This is a genomic window from Pseudomonas putida, from assembly GCF_028682175.1.
Lineage (GTDB): Bacteria > Pseudomonadota > Gammaproteobacteria > Pseudomonadales > Pseudomonadaceae > Aquipseudomonas > Aquipseudomonas putida_AD.
Genome location: NZ_JANHKS010000049.1, coordinates 1 through 18471, shown reverse-complemented (window position 1 = coordinate 18471; position 18471 = coordinate 1). Strand labels below are relative to the sequence as shown.

Below are 18471 nucleotides of genomic sequence, written 5' to 3'. Positions count from 1 at the left end.
GCGCGGTTGCGCGGTGCTCTACGGTTAGCCGTGGAGCAACGGATACAGTTCTTTCAATAACTTGCGACGGCTGATGACCAATTGCCAGCGGTGACCGCCCACTTGTCGCCAAAGTCGTGCGCAGCGAATCCCGGCCAGCAGCAGGGCGCGGATTTTCGAGGCGTTGTTCGGCTGCTGCAGATTGCGCATGTCGCCGTGCACCTGGATGCGTTGGCGCAGGGTGCTCAGGGTGTCCTGATACAGCGCGCCGCTGGCGGCGATCACGTTCTCGTGGACGATGCCGAAGTGCTCGACCTGGGATTTGATCTGCGGCAGGCGCTTGCCGATGGTTTCGAGCATGTCATCGCGCTTGGACAGTTGACGCTCCAGGCCCAGCATCGCCAGCGCGTAACGCAGTGGCTCGCGTTGCAGGGTGCTGGGGTCGCGCTCCAGAGCACTGGCCAGGGCGCGATAGCCCTCGCGCAGGTTCAGGTCGTCGCCGCCGAACACGTCCAGGGTGTCCCTGGGGTCCATGTTCAGCAGGCTGCCGATCAGGCAACCCACTGCCGCCTCGCCGGCCTGGCCGGTCTTGGCGATGCGGTCCACCAGCACGGCGGCCTGAAACACACCGCCCAGGGCGGTCAGTTGCTCTTGAGTCGGGCTCATCAACGAGCGTCCTTGCTGTGCCAGGGTTCGGCGGTTTCGATGACGCCGCCGCCCAGGCAGATTTCACCGTCGTAGAACACCACCGACTGGCCCGGCGTCACAGCGCGTTGCGGCTCGTCGAAGATGGCGCGGTAGCCGGTTTCGGTGCGCTCCAGGGTGCAGGTCTGGTCGCCCTGGCGGTAGCGAACCTTGGCGGTCAGCTTGCGCGGGGTACTCAGGTCGATTGGGTTGACCCACCAGATTTCCGAGGCCAGCAAGGCGCGGGAGAACAGCCAAGGGTGCTCGTTGCCCTGGCCGACGATCAACTCGTTATTTGCCAGGTCTTTTTCCAGCACGTACCACGGCTCGTCGCCGGCATCTTTCAGGCCGCCGATCCCCAGGCCCTGACGCTGGCCGATGGTGTGGTACATCAGGCCCGCGTGGCGGCCGATGCTTTCGCCTTCGGTGGTCTTGATCTCGCCGGGCTGGGCAGGCAGGTACTGCTTGAGGAAATCGGTGAAGCGGCGCTCGCCGATAAAGCAGATCCCGGTGGAATCCTTCTTCTTGGCGGTCGCCAACTGGTATTTCTCGGCAATTTCGCGCACCTGCGGTTTTTCCAGCTCGCCGACCGGGAACAGGGTCTTGGCGATCTGCTCACCGGCTACGGCGTGCAGGAAGTAGCTCTGGTCCTTGTTCGGGTCCAGGCCCTTGAGCAGCTCGGTGCGGCCGTCGATGTCGCGGCGGCGCACGTAGTGGCCGGTGGCGATCAGGTCTGCGCCCAGCATGAAGGCGTAGTCCAGGAAGGCCTTGAACTTGATTTCGCGGTTGCACAGGATGTCCGGGTTCGGCGTGCGACCGGCCTTGTACTCTTCGAGGAAGTGCTCGAAGACGTTGTCCCAGTATTCGGCGGCGAAGTTCACCGTGTGCAGCTTGATACCGATCCTGTCGCACACGGCCTGGGCGTCCGCGAGGTCGTCCATGGCGGTGCAGTATTCCGTTCCGTCGTCTTCTTCCCAGTTCTTCATGAACAGGCCTTCCACCTGATACCCCTGCTCCATGAGCAGAAGGGCGGAGACCGAAGAATCCACGCCGCCGGACATGCCGACAATGACGCGTTTCTTTTCTGGATTGGAAAAGGCTGAATCAGACATAGGGTTTCGATGGGTAGTCTGGAAAAGGACGCGATTCTAGCAGGGAGTCGGCGCCAAGGCTAAAAGCTATTCAATCGCGTACCACATCCAGGCTGTGGATCGGGCCTGCGAGGTAGTCGTCCAGGCATTGCAGCACCAGATGACTGCGCCAGCGTTCGGGTTGGCTGGCCAGTTCCTCGCGAGTCAGCCACAGGGCGCCATCGATGTCGGTGTCCAGTTCGCGCTCGGGGTGATGCTTGCCGGGTCTGGCCGCGAAGCACACGCGCTGGTAGGTCACGCCGTTGCTGGGGGCGGTGTACAGGTAGATGCCGACCACGCCGGTCAGTTCGACGTCCCAGGCGGTTTCCTCAAGCGTCTCGCGAATCGCAGCTTCGCGCAGGGTCTCGTTGGCTTCCAGATGGCCGGCGGGCTGGTTGAGCACGCGCTTGCCATTCTTGGTTTCCTCGACGAAGAGGAAACGGCCGTTGTCTTCGATGACGGTAGCGACGGTGATGTGGGGTTGCCAAGTCATGAGCAGATCTCCTGTCCGCGTGATTTTTCTGTAGCAGTCCGGCTTGCCGGCGTTAGCGATCTTGAATACGCCACCGCCGGCAAGCCGTGCTGCTACAGAAGCATCAAGGCGTCTAAATAGAAAACCCCGGCACGAGGCCGGGGTTTTCATGAGCGTTCGACGGGATAACCCCGCCGATCCGGCAAGCCTTACTTCAGCGAAGCGATCGCGTCGTTCAGGGTCTTGCTAGGACGCATGGCTTTGCTGGCCAGTTCCGGGGTGGCGAAGTAGTAACCGCCGATGTCCAGAGGCTTGCCCTGTACGCCGTTCAGTTCGGCGACGATGGTCGCTTCGCTGTCGGTCAGGGTCTTGGCCAGCTGGGTGAACTTGGCTTGCAGCTCTTTATCTTCGGTCTGGGCGGCCAGGGCCTGAGCCCAGTAGGTCGCCAGGTAGAAGTGGCTGCCACGGTTGTCGATACCGCCAACCTTGCGCGATGGCGACTTGTTGTTGTCCAGGAACTGGCCGGTGGCCTTGTCCAGGGCAGTGGCAAGTACCAGAGCTTTAGGGTTGTTGTAGACGTTGCCCAGGTGCTCCAGGGAAGCGGCCAGTGCCAGGAATTCGCCCAGCGAGTCCCAGCGCAGGAAGTTCTCTTCGTTGAGCTGCTGAACGTGTTTCGGAGCCGAACCGCCAGCGCCGGTTTCGAACAGACCGCCGCCATTCATCAGCGGAACGATCGACAGCATCTTGGCGCTCGTGCCCAGTTCCATGATCGGGAACAGGTCGGTCAGGTAGTCACGCAGCACGTTACCGGTGACCGAGATGGTGTCCTTGCCAGCGCGGATGCGCTCCAGGGAAACCTTCATTGCGTCAACTGGCGACTTGATGGTGATGTCCAGGCCGGTGGTGTCGTGATCCTTCAGGTACTTCTCGACCTTCTTGATCATCACCGCGTCGTGGGCGCGTTTCGGGTCCAGCCAGAAGATGGCCGGGGTATTGCTCAGGCGCGAGCGGTTGACCGCCAGCTTGACCCAGTCCTGGATCGGCGCGTCCTTGGTCTGGCACATGCGCCAGATGTCGCCGGCTTCGACGTTCTGTTCCATCAGGACCTGGCCTTTGTCGTCAGTCACGCGAACGACGCCGTCGGTTTCGATCTGGAAGGTCTTGTTGTGCGAGCCGTACTCTTCGGCTTTCTGCGCCATCAGGCCAACGTTCGGTACGCTGCCCATGGTGGTCGGATCGAAGGCGCCGTGCTTCTTGCAGTCTTCGATGACAGCCTGGTAGATGGTGGCGTAGCAGCGATCCGGGATCACGGCCTTGGTGTCCTGCAGGACGCCGTCGTTGTTCCACATCTTGCCCGAGTCACGGATCATCGCCGGCATCGAGGCGTCGACGATGACGTCGCTCGGCACGTGCAGGTTGGTGATGCCCTTGTCGGAGTTGACCATCGCCAGTGCAGGGCGGGTCGCGTAGACAGCTTTGACGTCCGCTTCGATCTGCGCCTGCTGGTCGGCTGGCAGATCCTTGATGCGGGCGTACAGGTCGCCGATGCCGTTGTGCAGGTTGAAGCCGATTTCCTTCAGGACTTCAGCGTGCTTGCTCAGCGCGGCCTGGTAATACTCGGCAACGAATTCGCCGAACATGATCGGGTCGGAGACCTTCATCATGGTGGCTTTCAGGTGCACGGAGAACAGAACGCCCAGTTTCTTGGCGTCTTCGATCTCTTTGGCCACGAAAGCGCGCAGGGCTTTCTTGCTCATGACCGCGCAATCGATCACTTCACCGGCCAGTACCGACGTCTTGTCTTTCAGCACGGTGGTGCTGCCGTCTTTGGCGATCAGTTCGATCTTGACCGAGCCTGCGGCTTCGATCAGCGAGGATTTTTCGCTGCCGTAGAAGTCGCCGCTGTCCATGTGGGCAACGTGGGACTTGGAGTCCGCTGCCCAGGCGCCCATCTTGTGCGGGTGCTTGCGAGCGTAGTTCTTGACCGAAAGCGGTGCGCGGCGATCAGAGTTGCCTTCACGCAGGACCGGGTTCACGGCACTGCCTTTTACCTTGTCATAAGCGGCACGGGCGGCCTTGTCGGCCTCGGTAACGACTTCATCCGGGTAGTCCGGGACGTCGTAGCCCTTGGCTTGCAGCTCCTTGATCGCGGCCTTCAGTTGCGGAACCGAGGCGCTGATGTTCGGCAGCTTGATGATGTTGGCTTCCGGCGTGGTTGCCAGTTCGCCCAGCTCGGCCAGGTCATCGGAAACCTTCTTGGCGCCCAGTTGCTCGGGGAAACCGGCCAGAATGCGGGCTGCCAGAGAAATGTCGCGGGTTTCGACGGTGATGTCGGCCGAGGAGGTGAATGCTTCGATGATCGGCAGGAGTGAGTAGGTGGCGAGGGCAGGAGCTTCGTCGGTGAAGGTGTAGATGATCTTCGAGCGGTTGGACATTTTTGGGAATACTCTCTTCTTTGCTGAGCGTACACAAAATTTCGAGATGCGCAGGGTAGGCACTTTCGCCCAGATATCAATGAGCCGAAAGTCGAGAATTTCGTCGCGTGATATGGGGTGCATCAGTCGAGCGTCAAGCGGTTGAACTCCGGTAAGAGTCCAGCCTGTCGAGGGCTGAAAGTCTCGTTTCAGATGGCTCGGCCCCCAATGACCCAATGGTCACCGGCGCGAAGTATATCACCGGTCCCGGCCATTACTACGATAGTAGTGTGAAGGCTGTGCGTTGATCGCACGCACCTTTGCGCGACAAATTGGCGAGGGCAAAACCTCTGAAAAGCTGGAACCCGCGAACTACGCGCCCTGCGGCAAGCTGTCGCAGGCTGGCGGGGGCAAAAAACGGCGGGTGGTCCAGCGGTCGATTTTCGACTAAAGGAGGAGCCTTGCAGGTGGGGAGTGCGGCTGCCGGGCCAATCTAGTGTCTTTGTCGCCCGGCAGGTGCGAAAAAAAACCGGTCAATCCTGGGTGGGATGACCGGCCTTTTCAGGTCTCGCGCATGAACGGTCCGGCTCAGGCGTGATCTTTGCTGTGTTCGTGATGCGTGTTTTGTTGATGAGCGTGCTCTTTAGTGGCCGAAGGTTGCCCGCTGATCTTGACTGCGTGCATCCCCTTGGGGCCCTGGATGATTTCGAATTGAACCGGCTGACCTGCCTTGAGGGTCTTGTATCCGTCCATTTCGATCGCCGAGTAGTGCGCAAACAGGTCCTCGGACTTGCCGTCTTCAACGATGAAGCCATACCCCTTGGCGTTGTTAAACCACTTGACCTTACCGCTTAGCATAGTCACATCCCTCTGCAAAGGACTCCGATGGGAGTATCATCACCTCTCATCCGCCGGACCTAAAAAATTTTGGTTGACTGCGCGGACCCTTTTTACCCAATGTGGGTTCTATTGTTTGTAACACCGTTTAGCCGTTAGTCAAGGTCATGTGGCGGTCCAATCGATAGCGAGCATGATCAAGACCAATCTATTTAATTTCGTCCCCAGCGATCCTTCTTTACCATGCATGCAATCAGCGAGATTCGACTAACATTCAATCAGGATGATCCGCACTCCCACGAGGATGGCGCGGAAGGTGTCGCGGTACAGGAGGCCAAGCCGACCCTGCAGGTCCCACCGATGTACAAGGTGGTTTTGTTCAACGATGACTACACCCCGATGGATTTCGTTGTCGAAGTACTGGAGGTGTTTTTCAACCTGAATCGTGAGCTGGCGACCAAGGTCATGCTGGCCGTCCATACAGAGGGACGGGCAGTGTGCGGATTGTTTACCCGCGACATCGCCGAGACCAAGGCCATGCAGGTCAACCAATACGCCAGGGAAAGCCAGCATCCGCTACTCTGTGAGATCGAGAAGGACGGTTAACGCCGGACACTTGGGTAAGAGGTGAAGCTATGTTAAACCGTGAGCTCGAAGTCACCCTCAATTTGGCTTTCAAGGAGGCTCGCTCCAAACGTCATGAATTCATGACCGTGGAGCACCTGCTGCTAGCCCTATTGGACAATGAGGCTGCCGCCACTGTTCTGCGTGCCTGCGGCGCAAACCTCGACAAACTCAAACACGACCTTCAGGAGTTCATCGACTCCACCACGCCACTGATCCCTGTCCACGACGAAGATCGCGAGACCCAGCCAACCCTGGGCTTCCAGCGTGTGCTGCAGCGTGCCGTGTTCCATGTGCAGAGCTCCGGTAAGCGTGAAGTCACTGGCGCCAACGTGCTGGTGGCGATTTTCAGCGAGCAGGAAAGTCAGGCGGTGTTTCTGCTGAAACAGCAGAGCGTTGCCCGCATCGATGTCGTCAACTATATCGCCCACGGTATCTCCAAGGTGCCGGGGCATGGCGAACACTCTGAAGGTGAGCAAGATATGCAGGACGATGAGGGCGGCGAGTCTTCTTCAGGCAATCCTCTGGATGCCTATGCCAGCAACCTGAATGAACTGGCCCGTCAGGGTCGCATCGATCCTCTGGTCGGCCGCGAGCTGGAAGTCGAGCGTGTCGCTCAGATTCTTGCCCGCCGTCGCAAGAACAACCCGTTGCTGGTCGGTGAGGCCGGCGTCGGTAAAACCGCCATCGCCGAAGGCCTGGCCAAGCGCATCGTCGACAGCCAGGTGCCTGATCTGCTGGCCAACAGCGTCGTCTACTCGCTGGATCTGGGCGCGCTGCTGGCCGGTACCAAATACCGTGGCGACTTCGAGAAGCGCTTCAAGGCGCTGCTGGGCGAACTGAAAAAACGCCCGCACGCCATCCTGTTCATCGACGAAATCCACACCATCATTGGTGCCGGTGCTGCGTCGGGCGGGGTGATGGATGCCTCCAACCTGCTCAAGCCGCTCTTGTCTTCGGGTGATATCCGCTGCATCGGTTCGACCACATTCCAGGAATTCCGCGGCATCTTCGAGAAAGACCGTGCCCTGGCCCGTCGCTTTCAGAAAGTCGACGTGTCCGAGCCTTCGGTCGAAGACACCATCGGCATCCTGCGTGGCCTGAAGGGTCGTTTCGAACAGCACCACAACATCGAATACAGCGACGAGGCCCTGCGCGCAGCGGCCGAGCTGGCTTCGCGCTACATCAATGACCGTCACATGCCGGACAAGGCCATCGACGTCATCGACGAGGCGGGCGCCTACCAGCGTCTGCAGCCGGTGGAATCGCGGGTCAAGCGCATCGACGTGCCTCAGGTCGAAGACATCGTCGCGAAAATCGCGCGAATTCCGCCTAAACACGTCAACAGCTCCGACAAGGAACTGCTGCGTAACCTCGAGCGTGACCTGAAGCTGACCGTTTTCGGCCAGGATGCGGCGATTGATTCGCTGTCCACGGCGATCAAACTGTCCCGTGCGGGCCTGAAATCTCCTGACAAGCCTGTCGGTTCGTTCCTGTTCGCAGGCCCGACCGGTGTCGGCAAGACCGAAGCGGCGCGTCAGTTGGCCAAGGCTTTGGGTATCGAGCTTGTGCGTTTCGACATGTCCGAGTACATGGAGCGTCACACCGTTTCGCGTCTGATCGGTGCGCCTCCAGGTTATGTCGGGTTTGATCAGGGCGGTCTGTTGACCGAAGCCATCACCAAGCAGCCGCACTGCGTGCTGTTGCTCGATGAGATCGAAAAGGCCCACCCGGAAGTCTTCAACCTGCTGCTGCAGGTCATGGACCACGGGACCTTGACCGACAACAACGGTCGCAAAGCGGACTTCCGCAACGTGATCGTGATCATGACCACCAACGCCGGTGCCGAAACTGCGGCGCGTGCTTCGATCGGCTTCACCCATCAGGACCACTCGTCCGATGCGATGGAAGTCATCAAGAAGAGCTTCACGCCGGAATTCCGCAACCGCCTGGACACCATCATTCAGTTTGGTCGCCTCAGCCATGAGGTCATCAAGAGCGTGGTGGACAAGTTCCTTACCGAGCTTCAGGCGCAACTGGAAGACAAGCGCGTGCTGCTTGAGGTGACTGATGCCGCACGCAGCTACCTGGCCGAAGGTGGTTACGACGCCGCGATGGGTGCACGTCCGATGGCGCGTCTGATCCAGGACAAGATCAAGCGTCCGCTGGCCGAGGAAATCCTCTTCGGCGAGTTGTCCGAGCATGGCGGTGTGGTACACATCGACTACAAGGACGGCGAGATCACGTTCGAGTACGAAACCACGGTGGAAATGGCCTGACGTTTCGATGCAACACAGCAAAAAGGCGCCGGTTGGCGCCTTTCTGCTGTCTGTGAATCTTGCGAATCTACTCGGAACCTGTGGGAGTGAGCTTGCTCACGAAAGCGTCAGGTCAGACGCAACATCGTTGTCGGGTCGTCCGCATTCGCGAGCAAGCTCGCTCCCACAGGTAAGCGGCAGTTCAGTCAATCACGCACAAACAAAAACGCCCGGTCATAAGCCGGGCGTTTTTGTCAGGACCTGTTAACGGGCGCGGTAGGTGATGCGCCCTTTGCTCAGGTCGTACGGCGTCAGTTCAACGCGGACCTTGTCGCCGGTCAGAATACGAATGTAGTTCTTGCGCATCTTGCCGGAGATGTGCGCGGTAACGACGTGCCCATTTTCCAACTCCACACGGAACATGGTGTTGGGCAGGGTGTCGACGACAGTGCCTTCCATTTCGAAGCTGTCTTCTTTCGACATGCAGTAAAGCCCTCGGTATCCAATGAATGGCCCGGTGCAAACGGCAGCCAGGCAAAAGCGGGCTGCATTGTGCCCGAAAAGTGCGCTTCAAGCCAAGGGATTCAGTAAAGAGTGACCCATCTTTGATTGGTGAGCAGCTCTATGGGGCGATATTGCGTCTTGTAGTTCATCTTTTTGCAGTTCTTGATCCAGTAACCCAGGTACACCGCGTGCAGTTGCATACGGGCGGCCTCGGCGATCTGCCACAGAATCGCATAGCGCCCCAGGCTGCGACGTTCTTCCGAAGGTTCGTAGAACGTATAGACAGCCGACAGCCCGTTGGGCAGCAGGTCGGTCACCGCGACAGCCAGCAGGCGGCCCTCTGCGCGAAACTCGTAAAAGCGCGAAAAAGGCAGGTCACGCACCAGAAAGGTCGAAAACTGATCGCGACTGGGCGGGAACATGTCGCCGTCGGCATGGCGCTGCTCGATGTAGCGCTGATAGAGGTCGAAATATTCTTCGCTGAAGTGCGGCTTGGTGCTGGTGACCTCGATGTCGGCGTTTTTCTTGAAGATACGCTTTTGCTGACGATCGGGCGTGAAGAGTCCTACCGGAATACGAGCAGGCACGCACGCACTGCAATTCTGGCAATGCGGACGGTAAAGATGGTCGCCACTGCGACGAAACCCCATGTCTGAAAGGTCGGCGTAGACCTGCACGTCCATCGGCTGGCTGGGATCGAGGAACAGCGTGGTGGCTTGTTCTTCGGGCAGGTAGCTGCAGGAGTGGGGTTGAGTGGCATAAAACTTAAGCCGCGCCAGCTCGGTCATGATCAACCCTCGAGAAAAGCTTTAGCTAAGAGTGTATGCCAGTGCGGTCAAACTCGCCTAGGTAACCAGTCGGCCGAATTCTCCTGATCCAGGTATTTGCTCAGGTAATCGGCAAAGGTTTGCCGAGGAATCTCCCGGGCGCCGAAGCTGTGCAGGTATTCGGTGGGCATCTGGCAATCGATCAGAACAAAGCCCCACGCCTTCAGATACGGGACCAGCGTGGCGAAGCCTACCTTTGAAGCGTTGTCGGCCCGGCTGAACATCGATTCTCCAAAAAACAGCTTGCCCATGGCAAGGCCGTACAAGCCCCCCACCAGCTTGCCGTCATCCCAGACCTCGACGCTGTGAGCATGGCCGCGCCGGTGCAGTTCTATATAGGCCGCCTGCATGGCCTCGGAGATCCAGGTATCGTCGACCCCGTCTCGCGGCTCGGAGCAACCGCGGATCACGGCGGGAAAATCCTGATCGAAGGTCACTTGGTAATGCTGCTGGCGAATGAATTTGGCGAGGCTGCGCGATATGTGGATTTCATCCGGAAACAGTACCGTGCGCGGATCTGGCGACCACCAGAGAATCGGCTGGCCCGGCATGAAGAACGGAAAACAGCCGTGACGGTAGGCGCTCACCACTCGATCGGGGGACAGATCACCGCCGCCGGCGAGCAGTCCGTTCGGGTCACGCAGGGCTTTTTCCAGAGGGGGAAATTCGAATGTGTCGCGATTTAACCAGGTCAGCATGGCGTCCAGACTATCCGAGAGGGGAGGGGAGAGGTAAACCCGTGGTGCAACTCCGGGGAGTAAACGCGGTCACAGGCGATTGACCGGGCTTGCTTGGCAAAGGCGTCACACCGGTTTGCCGTGATTGAGAGAAGCATGGCCATTGGACACTTGCGTGCTGTAATAAAAAACAGTCATAAACCTTTGTCAGCAAAGAAAATGCATGCTCAAATCGTCTGTCATAGGCCAAGCTTGAAGATCTGCAAGGTCCACGCCAGACTAGCGTGGCGTGCAAATCCGGACAATGCCCGATATTGTTTAACCACATTTCAAATCACCTGCCGTGCGTGCGATCACATTTGTCTTCGCATCGCCAGGGGCAGGAAACGGTCTGTACTATTTCGTCAATGCAGCGGCACATAGTCAACCACGAGATGTTCGCGCTGACGCGCAGGAATTGAAGCGTTTTGAAGAAATCCACCGCAGCACCCAGCCCCGTTCCGCTCTGGCGGCAGCACTTGCACTACCGGCTCAAGGAAGGTGCGCTGATCGCATTCGGCTTCCTGTGCCTGTACCTGATCATGGCCCTGTTGACCTACGACCAGGGCGATCCGGGCTGGAGCCACACCAGCAGCTCCGCCCAGGTGCAGAACGCCGCAGGCCGCGCAGGCGCGTTCTGTGCCGACATCCTGTTCATGGTGCTGGGCTATTTCGCCTATATCTTCCCGCTGCTGCTCGGGGTCAAGGCCTGGCAGGTGTTCCGCCAGCGTCATGAACCGTGGCAATGGAGCGGCTGGCTGTTCTCGTGGCGCATGATCGGGCTGGTGTTCCTGATCCTCGCGGGCGCGGCCCTTGCGCACATCCATTTCCATTCGGCCTCGGGCCTGCCGGGCTCGGCGGGCGGCGTGCTGGGCGAGGTCCTCGGGGATCTGGCCAAGCGTGCACTGAACGTGCAGGGCAGCACCTTGCTGTTCATCGCGCTGTTCCTGTTCGGCTTGACGGTGTTCACGGACCTGTCGTGGTTCAAGGTCATGGACACCACCGGCAAGATCACCCTGGACCTGTTCGAGCTGTTCCAGGGCTCGATCAACCGCTGGTGGACCGAGCGCAACGAGCGCAAGCAGATGGTGGCCCAGTTGCGTGAAGTGGACATGCGCGTCGATGAAGTCGTGGCACCGGTGGTGCCGGACCGTCGCGAGCAGGTCAAGGCCAAGGAGCGCATCATCGAGCGCGAACAGGCCCTGGCCGAGCACATGACTGCCCGCGAGAAGCACGTGCCTGCGGTGATCGCCCCGGCGCCGGCCCGTCCGCCGGAGCCGAGCCAGCGCGTACAGAAAGAGAAACAGGTGCCGCTGTTCGTCGACAGCGCCGTCGAAGGCACGCTGCCACCGATCTCGATCCTCGATCCTGCCGAAAAGAAGCAGCTCAACTATTCGCCCGAATCGCTGGCGGCCGTTGGGCATCTGCTGGAGATCAAGCTCAAGGAATTCGGCGTCGAAGTCTCGGTGGATTCGATCCATCCGGGCCCGGTCATCACTCGTTACGAAATCCAGCCGGCGGCAGGCGTCAAGGTCAGCCGCATCGCCAACCTGGCCAAGGACCTTGCCCGTTCCCTGGCGGTGACCAGCGTGCGTGTTGTCGAGGTGATTCCCGGCAAGACCACCGTCGGCATCGAGATTCCCAACGAGGATCGCCAGATCGTGCGCTTCTCCGAGGTGCTCTCGACCCCGGAATACGACAACTTCAAGTCGCCGGTCACCCTGGCCCTGGGTCACGACATCGGCGGCAAGCCGATCATCACCGACCTTGCCAAGATGCCGCACCTGCTGGTGGCCGGTACCACCGGTTCCGGTAAGTCGGTGGGCGTGAACGCGATGATCCTGTCGATCCTGTTCAAGTCCGGCCCCGAAGACGCCAAGCTCATCATGATCGACCCGAAAATGCTCGAATTGTCGATCTATGAAGGCATCCCGCACCTGCTGTGCCCGGTGGTGACCGACATGAAGGACGCCGCCAACGCCCTGCGCTGGTCGGTGGCCGAGATGGAGCGTCGCTACAAGCTGATGGCCAAGATGGGCGTACGTAACCTGTCAGGCTTCAACCACAAGATCAAGGAAGCCGAAGACGCCGGTACGCCGATTTCGGACCCGCTGTACCACCGCGAAAGCATCCACGACGAAGCGCCGCTGTTGACCAAGCTGCCGACCATCGTGGTGGTGGTGGACGAATTCGCCGACATGATGATGATCGTCGGCAAGAAGGTCGAAGAGCTGATCGCCCGTATCGCGCAGAAGGCCCGTGCGGCAGGTATCCACCTGATCCTCGCGACCCAGCGTCCTTCGGTTGACGTCATTACCGGTCTGATCAAGGCCAACATCCCGACCCGCATGGCGTTCCAGGTGTCGAGCAAGATCGACTCGCGGACCATCATCGACCAGGGCGGCGCCGAGCAGTTGCTCGGCCACGGTGACATGCTGTACATGCCACCGGGCACCAGCCTGCCAATCCGGGTTCACGGCGCGTTCGTCTCCGATGACGAGGTTCACCGTGTGGTCGAGGCCTGGAAGCTGCGCGGCACCCCGCAATACAACGACGACATCCTCAATGGCGTCGAGGAGGCCGGCAGCGGCTTCGAAGGCGGTGGTGGCGGCGGTGACGGCGACGACAGCGAAACCGATGCGCTTTACGACGAAGCGGTCAATTTCGTTCTGGAAAGCCGTCGGGCGTCGATCTCCGCAGTGCAGCGCAAGCTCAAGATTGGCTACAACCGCGCAGCCCGCATGATCGAATCCATGGAGATGGCCGGTGTCGTCACCCCGATGAACACCAACGGCTCGCGGGAAGTGATTGCACCAGCCCCCATGCGTGACTGACACTGCGGTTGTCACAAGTGACTGAGTGGCGCCTTAGGGCGCCATTCAGCGTTAATTGAATTCAAAGAGGACTCCCATGCGTCTTATCCGCATGTTGTTGCTATCTGCACTGGCTGTTTCCGCAATCCCCGCACACGCCGACAGCAAGGACGTGGCGCGCCTGACCCAGTTGCTGGAAAACTCCAAGACCCTGAGCGGCCGGTTTTCCCAGATTTCCCTCGACGGCAGTGGCACCCAGATGCAACAGACCGAGGGCGACATGACCCTCCAGCGTCCGGGGCTGTTCTACTGGCACACCGACGCGCCACAGGAACAGACCATGGTGTCCGACGGCAAGAAAGTCACCCTGTGGGACCCGGACCTGGAACAGGCCACCATCAAGACCCTTGACCAGCGCCTGACCCAGACCCCGGCCCTGTTGCTGTCCGGCGATGTCTCGAAGATCAGCGAGAGCTTCGACATCTCGGCCAAGGAGGCCGGTGGTGTGATCGATTTCACCCTCAAGCCCAAGTCCAAGGACACCCTGTTCGACAACATGCGCCTGTCGTTCCGCAATGGCGTGATCAACGACATGCAGCTGATCGACAGCGTGGGCCAGCGCACCAACATCCTGTTCACCGGCATCAAGGCCAACGAGCCTGTTCCGGCGAGCAAATTCCAGTTCCAGATCCCGAAAGGCGCTGACGTCATTCAGGAATAAGAGGCTGCACCGTCGTATATGGACCTGTTCAGCAGTGAGCCGATAGCCCAGCCTCTGGCCGCCCGCCTGCGGGCCACCAACCTGGATGAGTATGTCGGTCAGCAGCACCTGCTCGCCCATGGCAAGCCCCTGCGCGAGGCGCTGGAGCAGGGCGCGCTGCACTCGATGATCTTCTGGGGCCCGCCGGGCGTGGGCAAGACCACCCTGGCGCGGCTCCTGGCCAAGGTCTCCGACGCACACTTTGAAACCGTTTCGGCGGTGCTGGCCGGGGTCAAGGAAATTCGCCAGGCCGTCGAAGTGGCCAAGCAGCAGGCAGGTCAATATGGCCGTCGTACGATTCTGTTCGTCGACGAGGTGCACCGTTTCAACAAGTCGCAGCAGGATGCGTTTCTGCCGTACGTCGAAGACGGCACGCTGATCTTCATCGGCGCGACCACTGAAAACCCGTCGTTCGAACTCAACAACGCCTTGCTTTCCCGCGCCCGCGTCTATGTGCTCAAGAGCCTCGACGAAGCGGCGCTGCGGCAACTCGTCGACCGCGCCCTCACCGAAGAGCGCGGGCTGGGCAATCGCCACCTGAGCCTGGGCGATGAAGCCTTCAAGACCCTGCTGGCCGCGGCCGACGGCGATGGCCGGCGGATGCTCAACCTGCTGGAAAACGCCTCTGATCTGGCCGAAGACGGCAGCGAAATCGAGCCCGAGCTCCTGCAGAGCCTGCTGGGCGACAGCCGCCGTCGCTTCGACAAGGGCGGTGAGGCGTTCTACGACCAGATTTCCGCGCTGCACAAATCCATTCGTGGCTCGAACCCCGACGCGGCGCTGTACTGGTTCGCCCGGATGATCGACGGCGGCTGCGATCCGCTGTACCTGGCGCGGCGCGTGGTGCGTATGGCCAGTGAAGACATCGGCAACGCCGACCCTCGGGCGCTGCCGCTGTGCATGTCCGCCTGGGACGTGCAGGAGCGCCTTGGCAGCCCGGAAGGTGAGCTGGCAGTGGCCCAGGCCATCGTCTACCTGGCCTGCGCGCCCAAGAGCAACGCGGTGTACATGGGCTTCAAGATGGCCATGCGCGAAGCCACCGAGCACGGCTCGCTGGAAGTGCCGCTGCACCTGCGCAACGCACCGACCAAACTGATGAAACAACTGGGGTATGGCGAGGAATACCGCTATGCCCACGACGAGCCGGACGCCTACGCGGCAGGGGAAGACTACTTCCCCGACGAGCTCGAACCCCGGCAGTATTACCAGCCCGTGCCCCGTGGCCTGGAGCTGAAAATCGGCGAAAAGCTCAAACATCTGGCGGCACTTGATCGCGCCAGCCCCCGTCAGCGGAGAAAATAGTGATTCAGACGATTCTTGCGGTGTCGATTGCTGGCATCGCTGGTACATTACTGCGTTTCGCGGCGGGTACCTGGGTATCGGCCAACTGGCCCCGGCATTTCTACACGGCGACGCTGGCCGTCAACCTGGTGGGCTGCCTGATCATCGGCCTGCTGTACGGATGGTTTCTGTTGCGTCCGGAGATGCCGATTGAAATCCGCGCCGGCCTGATCGTCGGTTTTGTCGGAGGCCTGACGACATTTTCGTCCTTTTCCCTGGACACGCTGCGCCTGCTGGAAAGCGGGCAGGCGCCACTGGCCATAGGCTATGCGGCGATCAGCGTGTTCGGCGGGCTGCTGGCGACCTGGGCAGGTCTGTCGCTGACCCGCATTTAATAGACCCGAATTCATTAGACGAGAGAACGATATGCTCGATTCCAAACTGTTACGTACCCAGCTTCAGGACGTAGCGGATCGCCTGGCTTCCCGTGGCTTCACACTGGACGTGGCCCGCATCGAAGCGCTGGAAAACCAGCGCAAGACCGTGCAGACCCGCACTGAGCAGCTTCAGGCCGAGCGTAACGCCCGTTCCAAGTCCATCGGCCAGGCCAAGCAACGCGGCGAAGACATCGCGCCGCTGATGGCGGACATCGATCGCATGGCCGAAGAGCTGAGCACCGGCAAGAAAGAGCTGGACGGCATTCAGTCCGAACTCGACGCCATGCTGCTGAGCATGCCCAACCTGCCGCACGAGTCGGTGCCGGTCGGCGCTGACGAAGAAGAAAACGTCGAAGTGCGCAAATGGGGCACGCCTGCCTCGTTCGATTTCGAAGCCAAGGACCACGTCGCCCTGGGCGAGAAGTTCGGCTGGCTGGATTTCGAAACCGCCGCCAAGCTGTCCGGCGCCCGTTTCGCCCTGCTGCGCGGCCCGATTGCCCGTCTGCACCGCGCCCTGGCGCAGTTCATGATCACCCTGCACATCAACGAACATGGCTACGAAGAGGCTTACACGCCTTATCTGGTTCAGGCGCCTGCGCTGCAGGGCACTGGCCAGTTGCCGAAGTTCGAAGAGGACCTGTTCAAGATCGCTCGCGAAGGCGAAGCCGATCTGTACCTGATCCCGACGGCCGAAGTGTCGCTGACCAACATCGTTTCCGGCGAAATCCTCGACGCCAAACAGCTGCCGCTCAAGTTCGTCGCCCACACCCCGTGCTTCCGTTCCGAAGCCGGTGCGTCGGGTCGTGACACCCGCGGCATGATCCGTCAGCACCAGTTCGACAAGGTCGAGATGGTGCAGATCGTCGAGCCGGAAAAATCCATGGAAGCCCTGGAAAGCCTGACCGGCAACGCCGAACGCGTCCTGCAACTGCTGGAATTGCCGTATCGCGTGCTGGCCCTGTGCACCGGCGACATGGGCTTCAGCGCCGTGAAGACCTACGACCTGGAAGTGTGGATTCCAAGCCAGGACAAATACCGCGAAATCTCCTCGTGCTCCAACTGCGGCGATTTCCAGGCCCGCCGGATGCAGGCGCGCTGGCGCAACCCGGAAACCGGCAAGCCCGAGCTGGTGCACACCCTCAACGGTTCCGGCCTGGCAGTGGGTCGTACCCTGGTCGCCGTGCTGGAAAACTACCAGCAGGCCGACGGTTCGATCCGTGTGCCAGAGGTGCTGAAACCGTGGATGGGCGGCATCGAGGTCATCGGCTAAATGGAATTTCTGCCACTGTTCCACAACCTGCGGGGCGCTCGCGTGCTGGTGGTGGGCGGCGGCGAGATTGCCTTGCGCAAATCTCGCCTGCTGGCCGACGCTGGCGCGGTCCTGCGGGTGGTTGCACCCCAGATCGGAACAGAGCTGCGCGAGCTGATCGACAGCAGCGGTGGCGAACAGATTCTGCGTGGCTACGGCGAGTCGGATCTGGACGGGTGCGTGCTGATCATTGCCGCGACCGATGACGAACCGCTCAACGCGCAGGTTTCCGCCGATGCCCGGCAACGCGGCGTGCCGGTCAACGTGGTGGACGCGCCAGCCCTGTGCAGCGTGATTTTCCCCGCTATCGTCGACCGTTCGCCGCTGGTGATCGCGGTGTCCAGTGGCGGCGACGCGCCGGTGCTGGCACGCCTGATCCGGGCCAAGATGGAAAGCTGGATTCCGCCAACCTATGGCCATCTGGCCGGGTTGGCGGCGCGTTTTCGCCATCAGGTGAAGAACCTCTTCCCCAACGTCCAGCAACGCCGGGCATTCTGGGAAGACGTGTTTCAGGGCCCCATCGCCGATCGGCAACTGGCCGGGCAGGGCGCTGAAGCCGAGCGTCTGTTGCAGGCGAAGATCGACGGCGAGGCGCCCAGCGCTTCGGGTGAGGTCTATCTGGTGGGCGCGGGGCCGGGTGATCCGGATCTGCTGACCTTCAAGGCGCTGCGCCTGATGCAGCAAGCCGACGTGGTGCTGTATGACCGCCTGGTGGCGCCGGCGATTCTCGAGCTGTGCCGCCGCGATGCCGACCGGATCTACGTTGGCAAGCAGCGCGCCGATCATGCGTTGCCTCAGGATCAGATCAACCAGCAACTGGTTGCCTTGGCCAAACAAGGCAAGCGCGTGGTGCGGCTCAAAGGGGGCGATCCGTTCATCTTTGGCCGTGGTGGCGAGGAAATCGAAGAGCTCGCGGCCAACGGTATTCCGTTTCAGGTCGTGCCGGGCATCACTGCCGCCAGTGGCTGCGCAGCCTACGCCGGGATTCCGCTGACCCATCGCGATTACGCACAATCGGTGCGTTTCGTGACCGGCCACTTGAAGAACAACACCACCGATCTGCCGTGGAAGGACCTGGTGTCACCGGCGCAGACCCTGGTGTTCTACATGGGCCTGATCGGGTTGCCGATCATCTGCAGCGAACTGGTCAGGCATGGCCGTTCTGCCGATACCCCTGCCGCGCTGATCCAGCAGGGTACCACGACCAACCAGCGCGTCTTCACCGGCACCCTGGCCAACCTGCCGCAACTGGTAGCGGAGCATGAGGTTCATGCGCCGACACTGGTGATCGTCGGGGAAGTGGTGACGTTGCGGGACAAACTTGCGTGGTTCGAAGGGGCGCAGGCGAGCGTGTAGTTGATCCCGTAGCAGCACGGCTTGCCGGCGGGGGCGATCTTAATGACGCCCCCGCCGGAGATCGGAAGAG

16 protein-coding genes are annotated in these 18471 nt (G+C 60.7%); 8 read left to right on the top strand and 8 right to left on the bottom strand.

Annotated features, from left to right (window positions below; genetic code table 11):
• Positions 1–24 precede the first annotated feature (24 nt).
• From hflD to cspD, 5 genes are all read right to left on the bottom strand, one after another.
• Entirely contained in the window at positions 25–645 is a 621-nt protein-coding gene (hflD, locus tag NPS29_RS23985; protein WP_274135626.1) for a high frequency lysogenization protein HflD, read from the bottom strand.
• Positions 645–1775 (bottom strand): tRNA 2-thiouridine(34) synthase MnmA, encoded by a 1131-nt coding sequence (gene mnmA / locus NPS29_RS23980; RefSeq protein WP_274135624.1) that lies wholly within the window; start codon positions 1773–1775, stop codon positions 645–647. The genes hflD and mnmA overlap by 1 nt, the downstream gene beginning before the upstream one ends.
• Positions 1776–1845: 70 nt before the next feature.
• On the bottom strand, positions 1846–2286 hold the full coding sequence (locus NPS29_RS23975; RefSeq protein WP_274135623.1) for an NUDIX hydrolase: 441 nt from the start codon (positions 2284–2286) through the stop codon (positions 1846–1848).
• Positions 2287–2474: 188 nt separating this feature from the next.
• Positions 2475–4700, bottom strand: a complete 2226-nt coding sequence (locus NPS29_RS23970; RefSeq protein ID WP_274135622.1) for an NADP-dependent isocitrate dehydrogenase — start codon at positions 4698–4700, stop codon at positions 2475–2477.
• A gap of 567 nt (positions 4701–5267) precedes the next feature.
• Positions 5268–5537, bottom strand: coding sequence for a cold shock domain-containing protein CspD (cspD, locus tag NPS29_RS23965; RefSeq protein ID WP_274135621.1), 270 nt, complete (start codon positions 5535–5537; stop codon positions 5268–5270).
• A gap of 222 nt (positions 5538–5759) precedes the next feature.
• Between cspD and clpS the strand changes: the two genes are divergently transcribed.
• Together clpS and clpA are read left to right on the top strand one after the other, a co-directional pair.
• Positions 5760–6122, top strand: coding sequence for an ATP-dependent Clp protease adapter ClpS (gene clpS, locus NPS29_RS23960; RefSeq protein WP_274135619.1), 363 nt, complete (start codon positions 5760–5762; stop codon positions 6120–6122).
• Positions 6123–6151: 29 nt separating this feature from the next.
• Positions 6152–8419 (top strand): ATP-dependent Clp protease ATP-binding subunit ClpA, encoded by a 2268-nt coding sequence (gene clpA, locus NPS29_RS23955; protein ID WP_274135617.1) that lies wholly within the window; start codon positions 6152–6154, stop codon positions 8417–8419.
• A gap of 243 nt (positions 8420–8662) precedes the next feature.
• Here clpA and infA read toward each other — a convergent pair whose 3' ends face one another.
• The 3 genes from infA to aat all read right to left on the bottom strand — a co-directional run bounded on the left by infA (position 8663) and on the right by aat (position 10427).
• A complete protein-coding gene (gene infA, locus NPS29_RS23950) occupies positions 8663–8881 on the bottom strand; it encodes a translation initiation factor IF-1 (protein WP_002553999.1) in 219 nt (72 codons plus the stop codon).
• A 101-nt stretch (positions 8882–8982) separates the two neighbouring features.
• Positions 8983–9690 (bottom strand): arginyltransferase, encoded by a 708-nt coding sequence (locus tag NPS29_RS23945; protein WP_274135615.1) that lies wholly within the window; start codon positions 9688–9690, stop codon positions 8983–8985.
• A 47-nt stretch (positions 9691–9737) separates the two neighbouring features.
• On the bottom strand, positions 9738–10427 hold the full coding sequence (gene aat, locus NPS29_RS23940) for a leucyl/phenylalanyl-tRNA--protein transferase (RefSeq protein ID WP_274135613.1): 690 nt from the start codon (positions 10425–10427) through the stop codon (positions 9738–9740).
• A gap of 446 nt (positions 10428–10873) precedes the next feature.
• Here aat and NPS29_RS23935 point away from each other — a divergent pair, with 446 nt between their 5' ends.
• The 6 genes from NPS29_RS23935 (at position 10874) to cysG (ending at position 18401) form a co-directional block, all read left to right on the top strand.
• Positions 10874–13279 carry a DNA translocase FtsK gene (locus NPS29_RS23935; RefSeq protein WP_274135611.1) on the top strand — a complete coding sequence of 802 codons (2406 nt, stop codon included), beginning with the start codon at positions 10874–10876 and terminating at the stop codon, positions 13277–13279.
• Positions 13280–13355: 76 nt separating this feature from the next.
• The gene (gene lolA, locus NPS29_RS23930) at positions 13356–13979 is read left to right on the top strand and encodes an outer membrane lipoprotein chaperone LolA (protein ID WP_274135609.1); all 624 of its coding nucleotides are present in this window, start codon (positions 13356–13358) and stop codon (positions 13977–13979) included.
• 18 nt (positions 13980–13997) lie between these two features.
• Positions 13998–15320 (top strand): replication-associated recombination protein A, encoded by a 1323-nt coding sequence (locus tag NPS29_RS23925; protein ID WP_274135607.1) that lies wholly within the window; start codon positions 13998–14000, stop codon positions 15318–15320.
• The gene (gene crcB / locus NPS29_RS23920; protein ID WP_274135605.1) at positions 15320–15694 is read left to right on the top strand and encodes a fluoride efflux transporter CrcB; all 375 of its coding nucleotides are present in this window, start codon (positions 15320–15322) and stop codon (positions 15692–15694) included. Before NPS29_RS23925 ends, crcB begins: the two co-directional genes overlap by 1 nt.
• Positions 15695–15725: 31 nt before the next feature.
• Positions 15726–17006 carry a serine--tRNA ligase gene (gene serS / locus NPS29_RS23915; protein ID WP_274135603.1) on the top strand — a complete coding sequence of 427 codons (1281 nt, stop codon included), beginning with the start codon at positions 15726–15728 and terminating at the stop codon, positions 17004–17006.
• The gene (cysG, locus tag NPS29_RS23910; protein ID WP_274135601.1) at positions 17007–18401 is read left to right on the top strand and encodes a siroheme synthase CysG; all 1395 of its coding nucleotides are present in this window, start codon (positions 17007–17009) and stop codon (positions 18399–18401) included. It begins immediately after the preceding gene.
• The last annotated feature ends 70 nt before the right edge of the window (positions 18402–18471 follow it).

Excerpts from the sequence above, each read along its gene's own strand:
- hflD (WP_274135626.1), bottom strand. The coding sequence starts at position 645 with ATGAGCCCGACTCAAGAGCAACTGACCGCCCTGGGCGGTGTGTTTCAG.
- mnmA (WP_274135624.1), bottom strand. The coding sequence starts at position 1,775 with ATGTCTGATTCAGCCTTTTCCAATCCAGAAAAGAAACGCGTCATTGTC.
- NPS29_RS23975 (WP_274135623.1), bottom strand. The coding sequence starts at position 2,286 with ATGACTTGGCAACCCCACATCACCGTCGCTACCGTCATCGAAGACAAC.
- NPS29_RS23970 (WP_274135622.1), bottom strand. The coding sequence starts at position 4,700 with ATGTCCAACCGCTCGAAGATCATCTACACCTTCACCGACGAAGCTCCT.
- cspD (WP_274135621.1), bottom strand. The coding sequence starts at position 5,537 with ATGCTAAGCGGTAAGGTCAAGTGGTTTAACAACGCCAAGGGGTATGGC.
- clpS (WP_274135619.1), top strand. The coding sequence starts at position 5,760 with ATGCATGCAATCAGCGAGATTCGACTAACATTCAATCAGGATGATCCG.
- clpA (WP_274135617.1), top strand. The coding sequence starts at position 6,152 with ATGTTAAACCGTGAGCTCGAAGTCACCCTCAATTTGGCTTTCAAGGAG.
- infA (WP_002553999.1), bottom strand. The coding sequence starts at position 8,881 with ATGTCGAAAGAAGACAGCTTCGAAATGGAAGGCACTGTCGTCGACACC.
- NPS29_RS23945 (WP_274135615.1), bottom strand. The coding sequence starts at position 9,690 with ATGACCGAGCTGGCGCGGCTTAAGTTTTATGCCACTCAACCCCACTCC.
- aat (WP_274135613.1), bottom strand. The coding sequence starts at position 10,427 with ATGCTGACCTGGTTAAATCGCGACACATTCGAATTTCCCCCTCTGGAA.
- lolA (WP_274135609.1), top strand. The coding sequence starts at position 13,356 with ATGCGTCTTATCCGCATGTTGTTGCTATCTGCACTGGCTGTTTCCGCA.
- NPS29_RS23925 (WP_274135607.1), top strand. The coding sequence starts at position 13,998 with ATGGACCTGTTCAGCAGTGAGCCGATAGCCCAGCCTCTGGCCGCCCGC.
- serS (WP_274135603.1), top strand. The coding sequence starts at position 15,726 with ATGCTCGATTCCAAACTGTTACGTACCCAGCTTCAGGACGTAGCGGAT.
- cysG (WP_274135601.1), top strand. The coding sequence starts at position 17,007 with ATGGAATTTCTGCCACTGTTCCACAACCTGCGGGGCGCTCGCGTGCTG.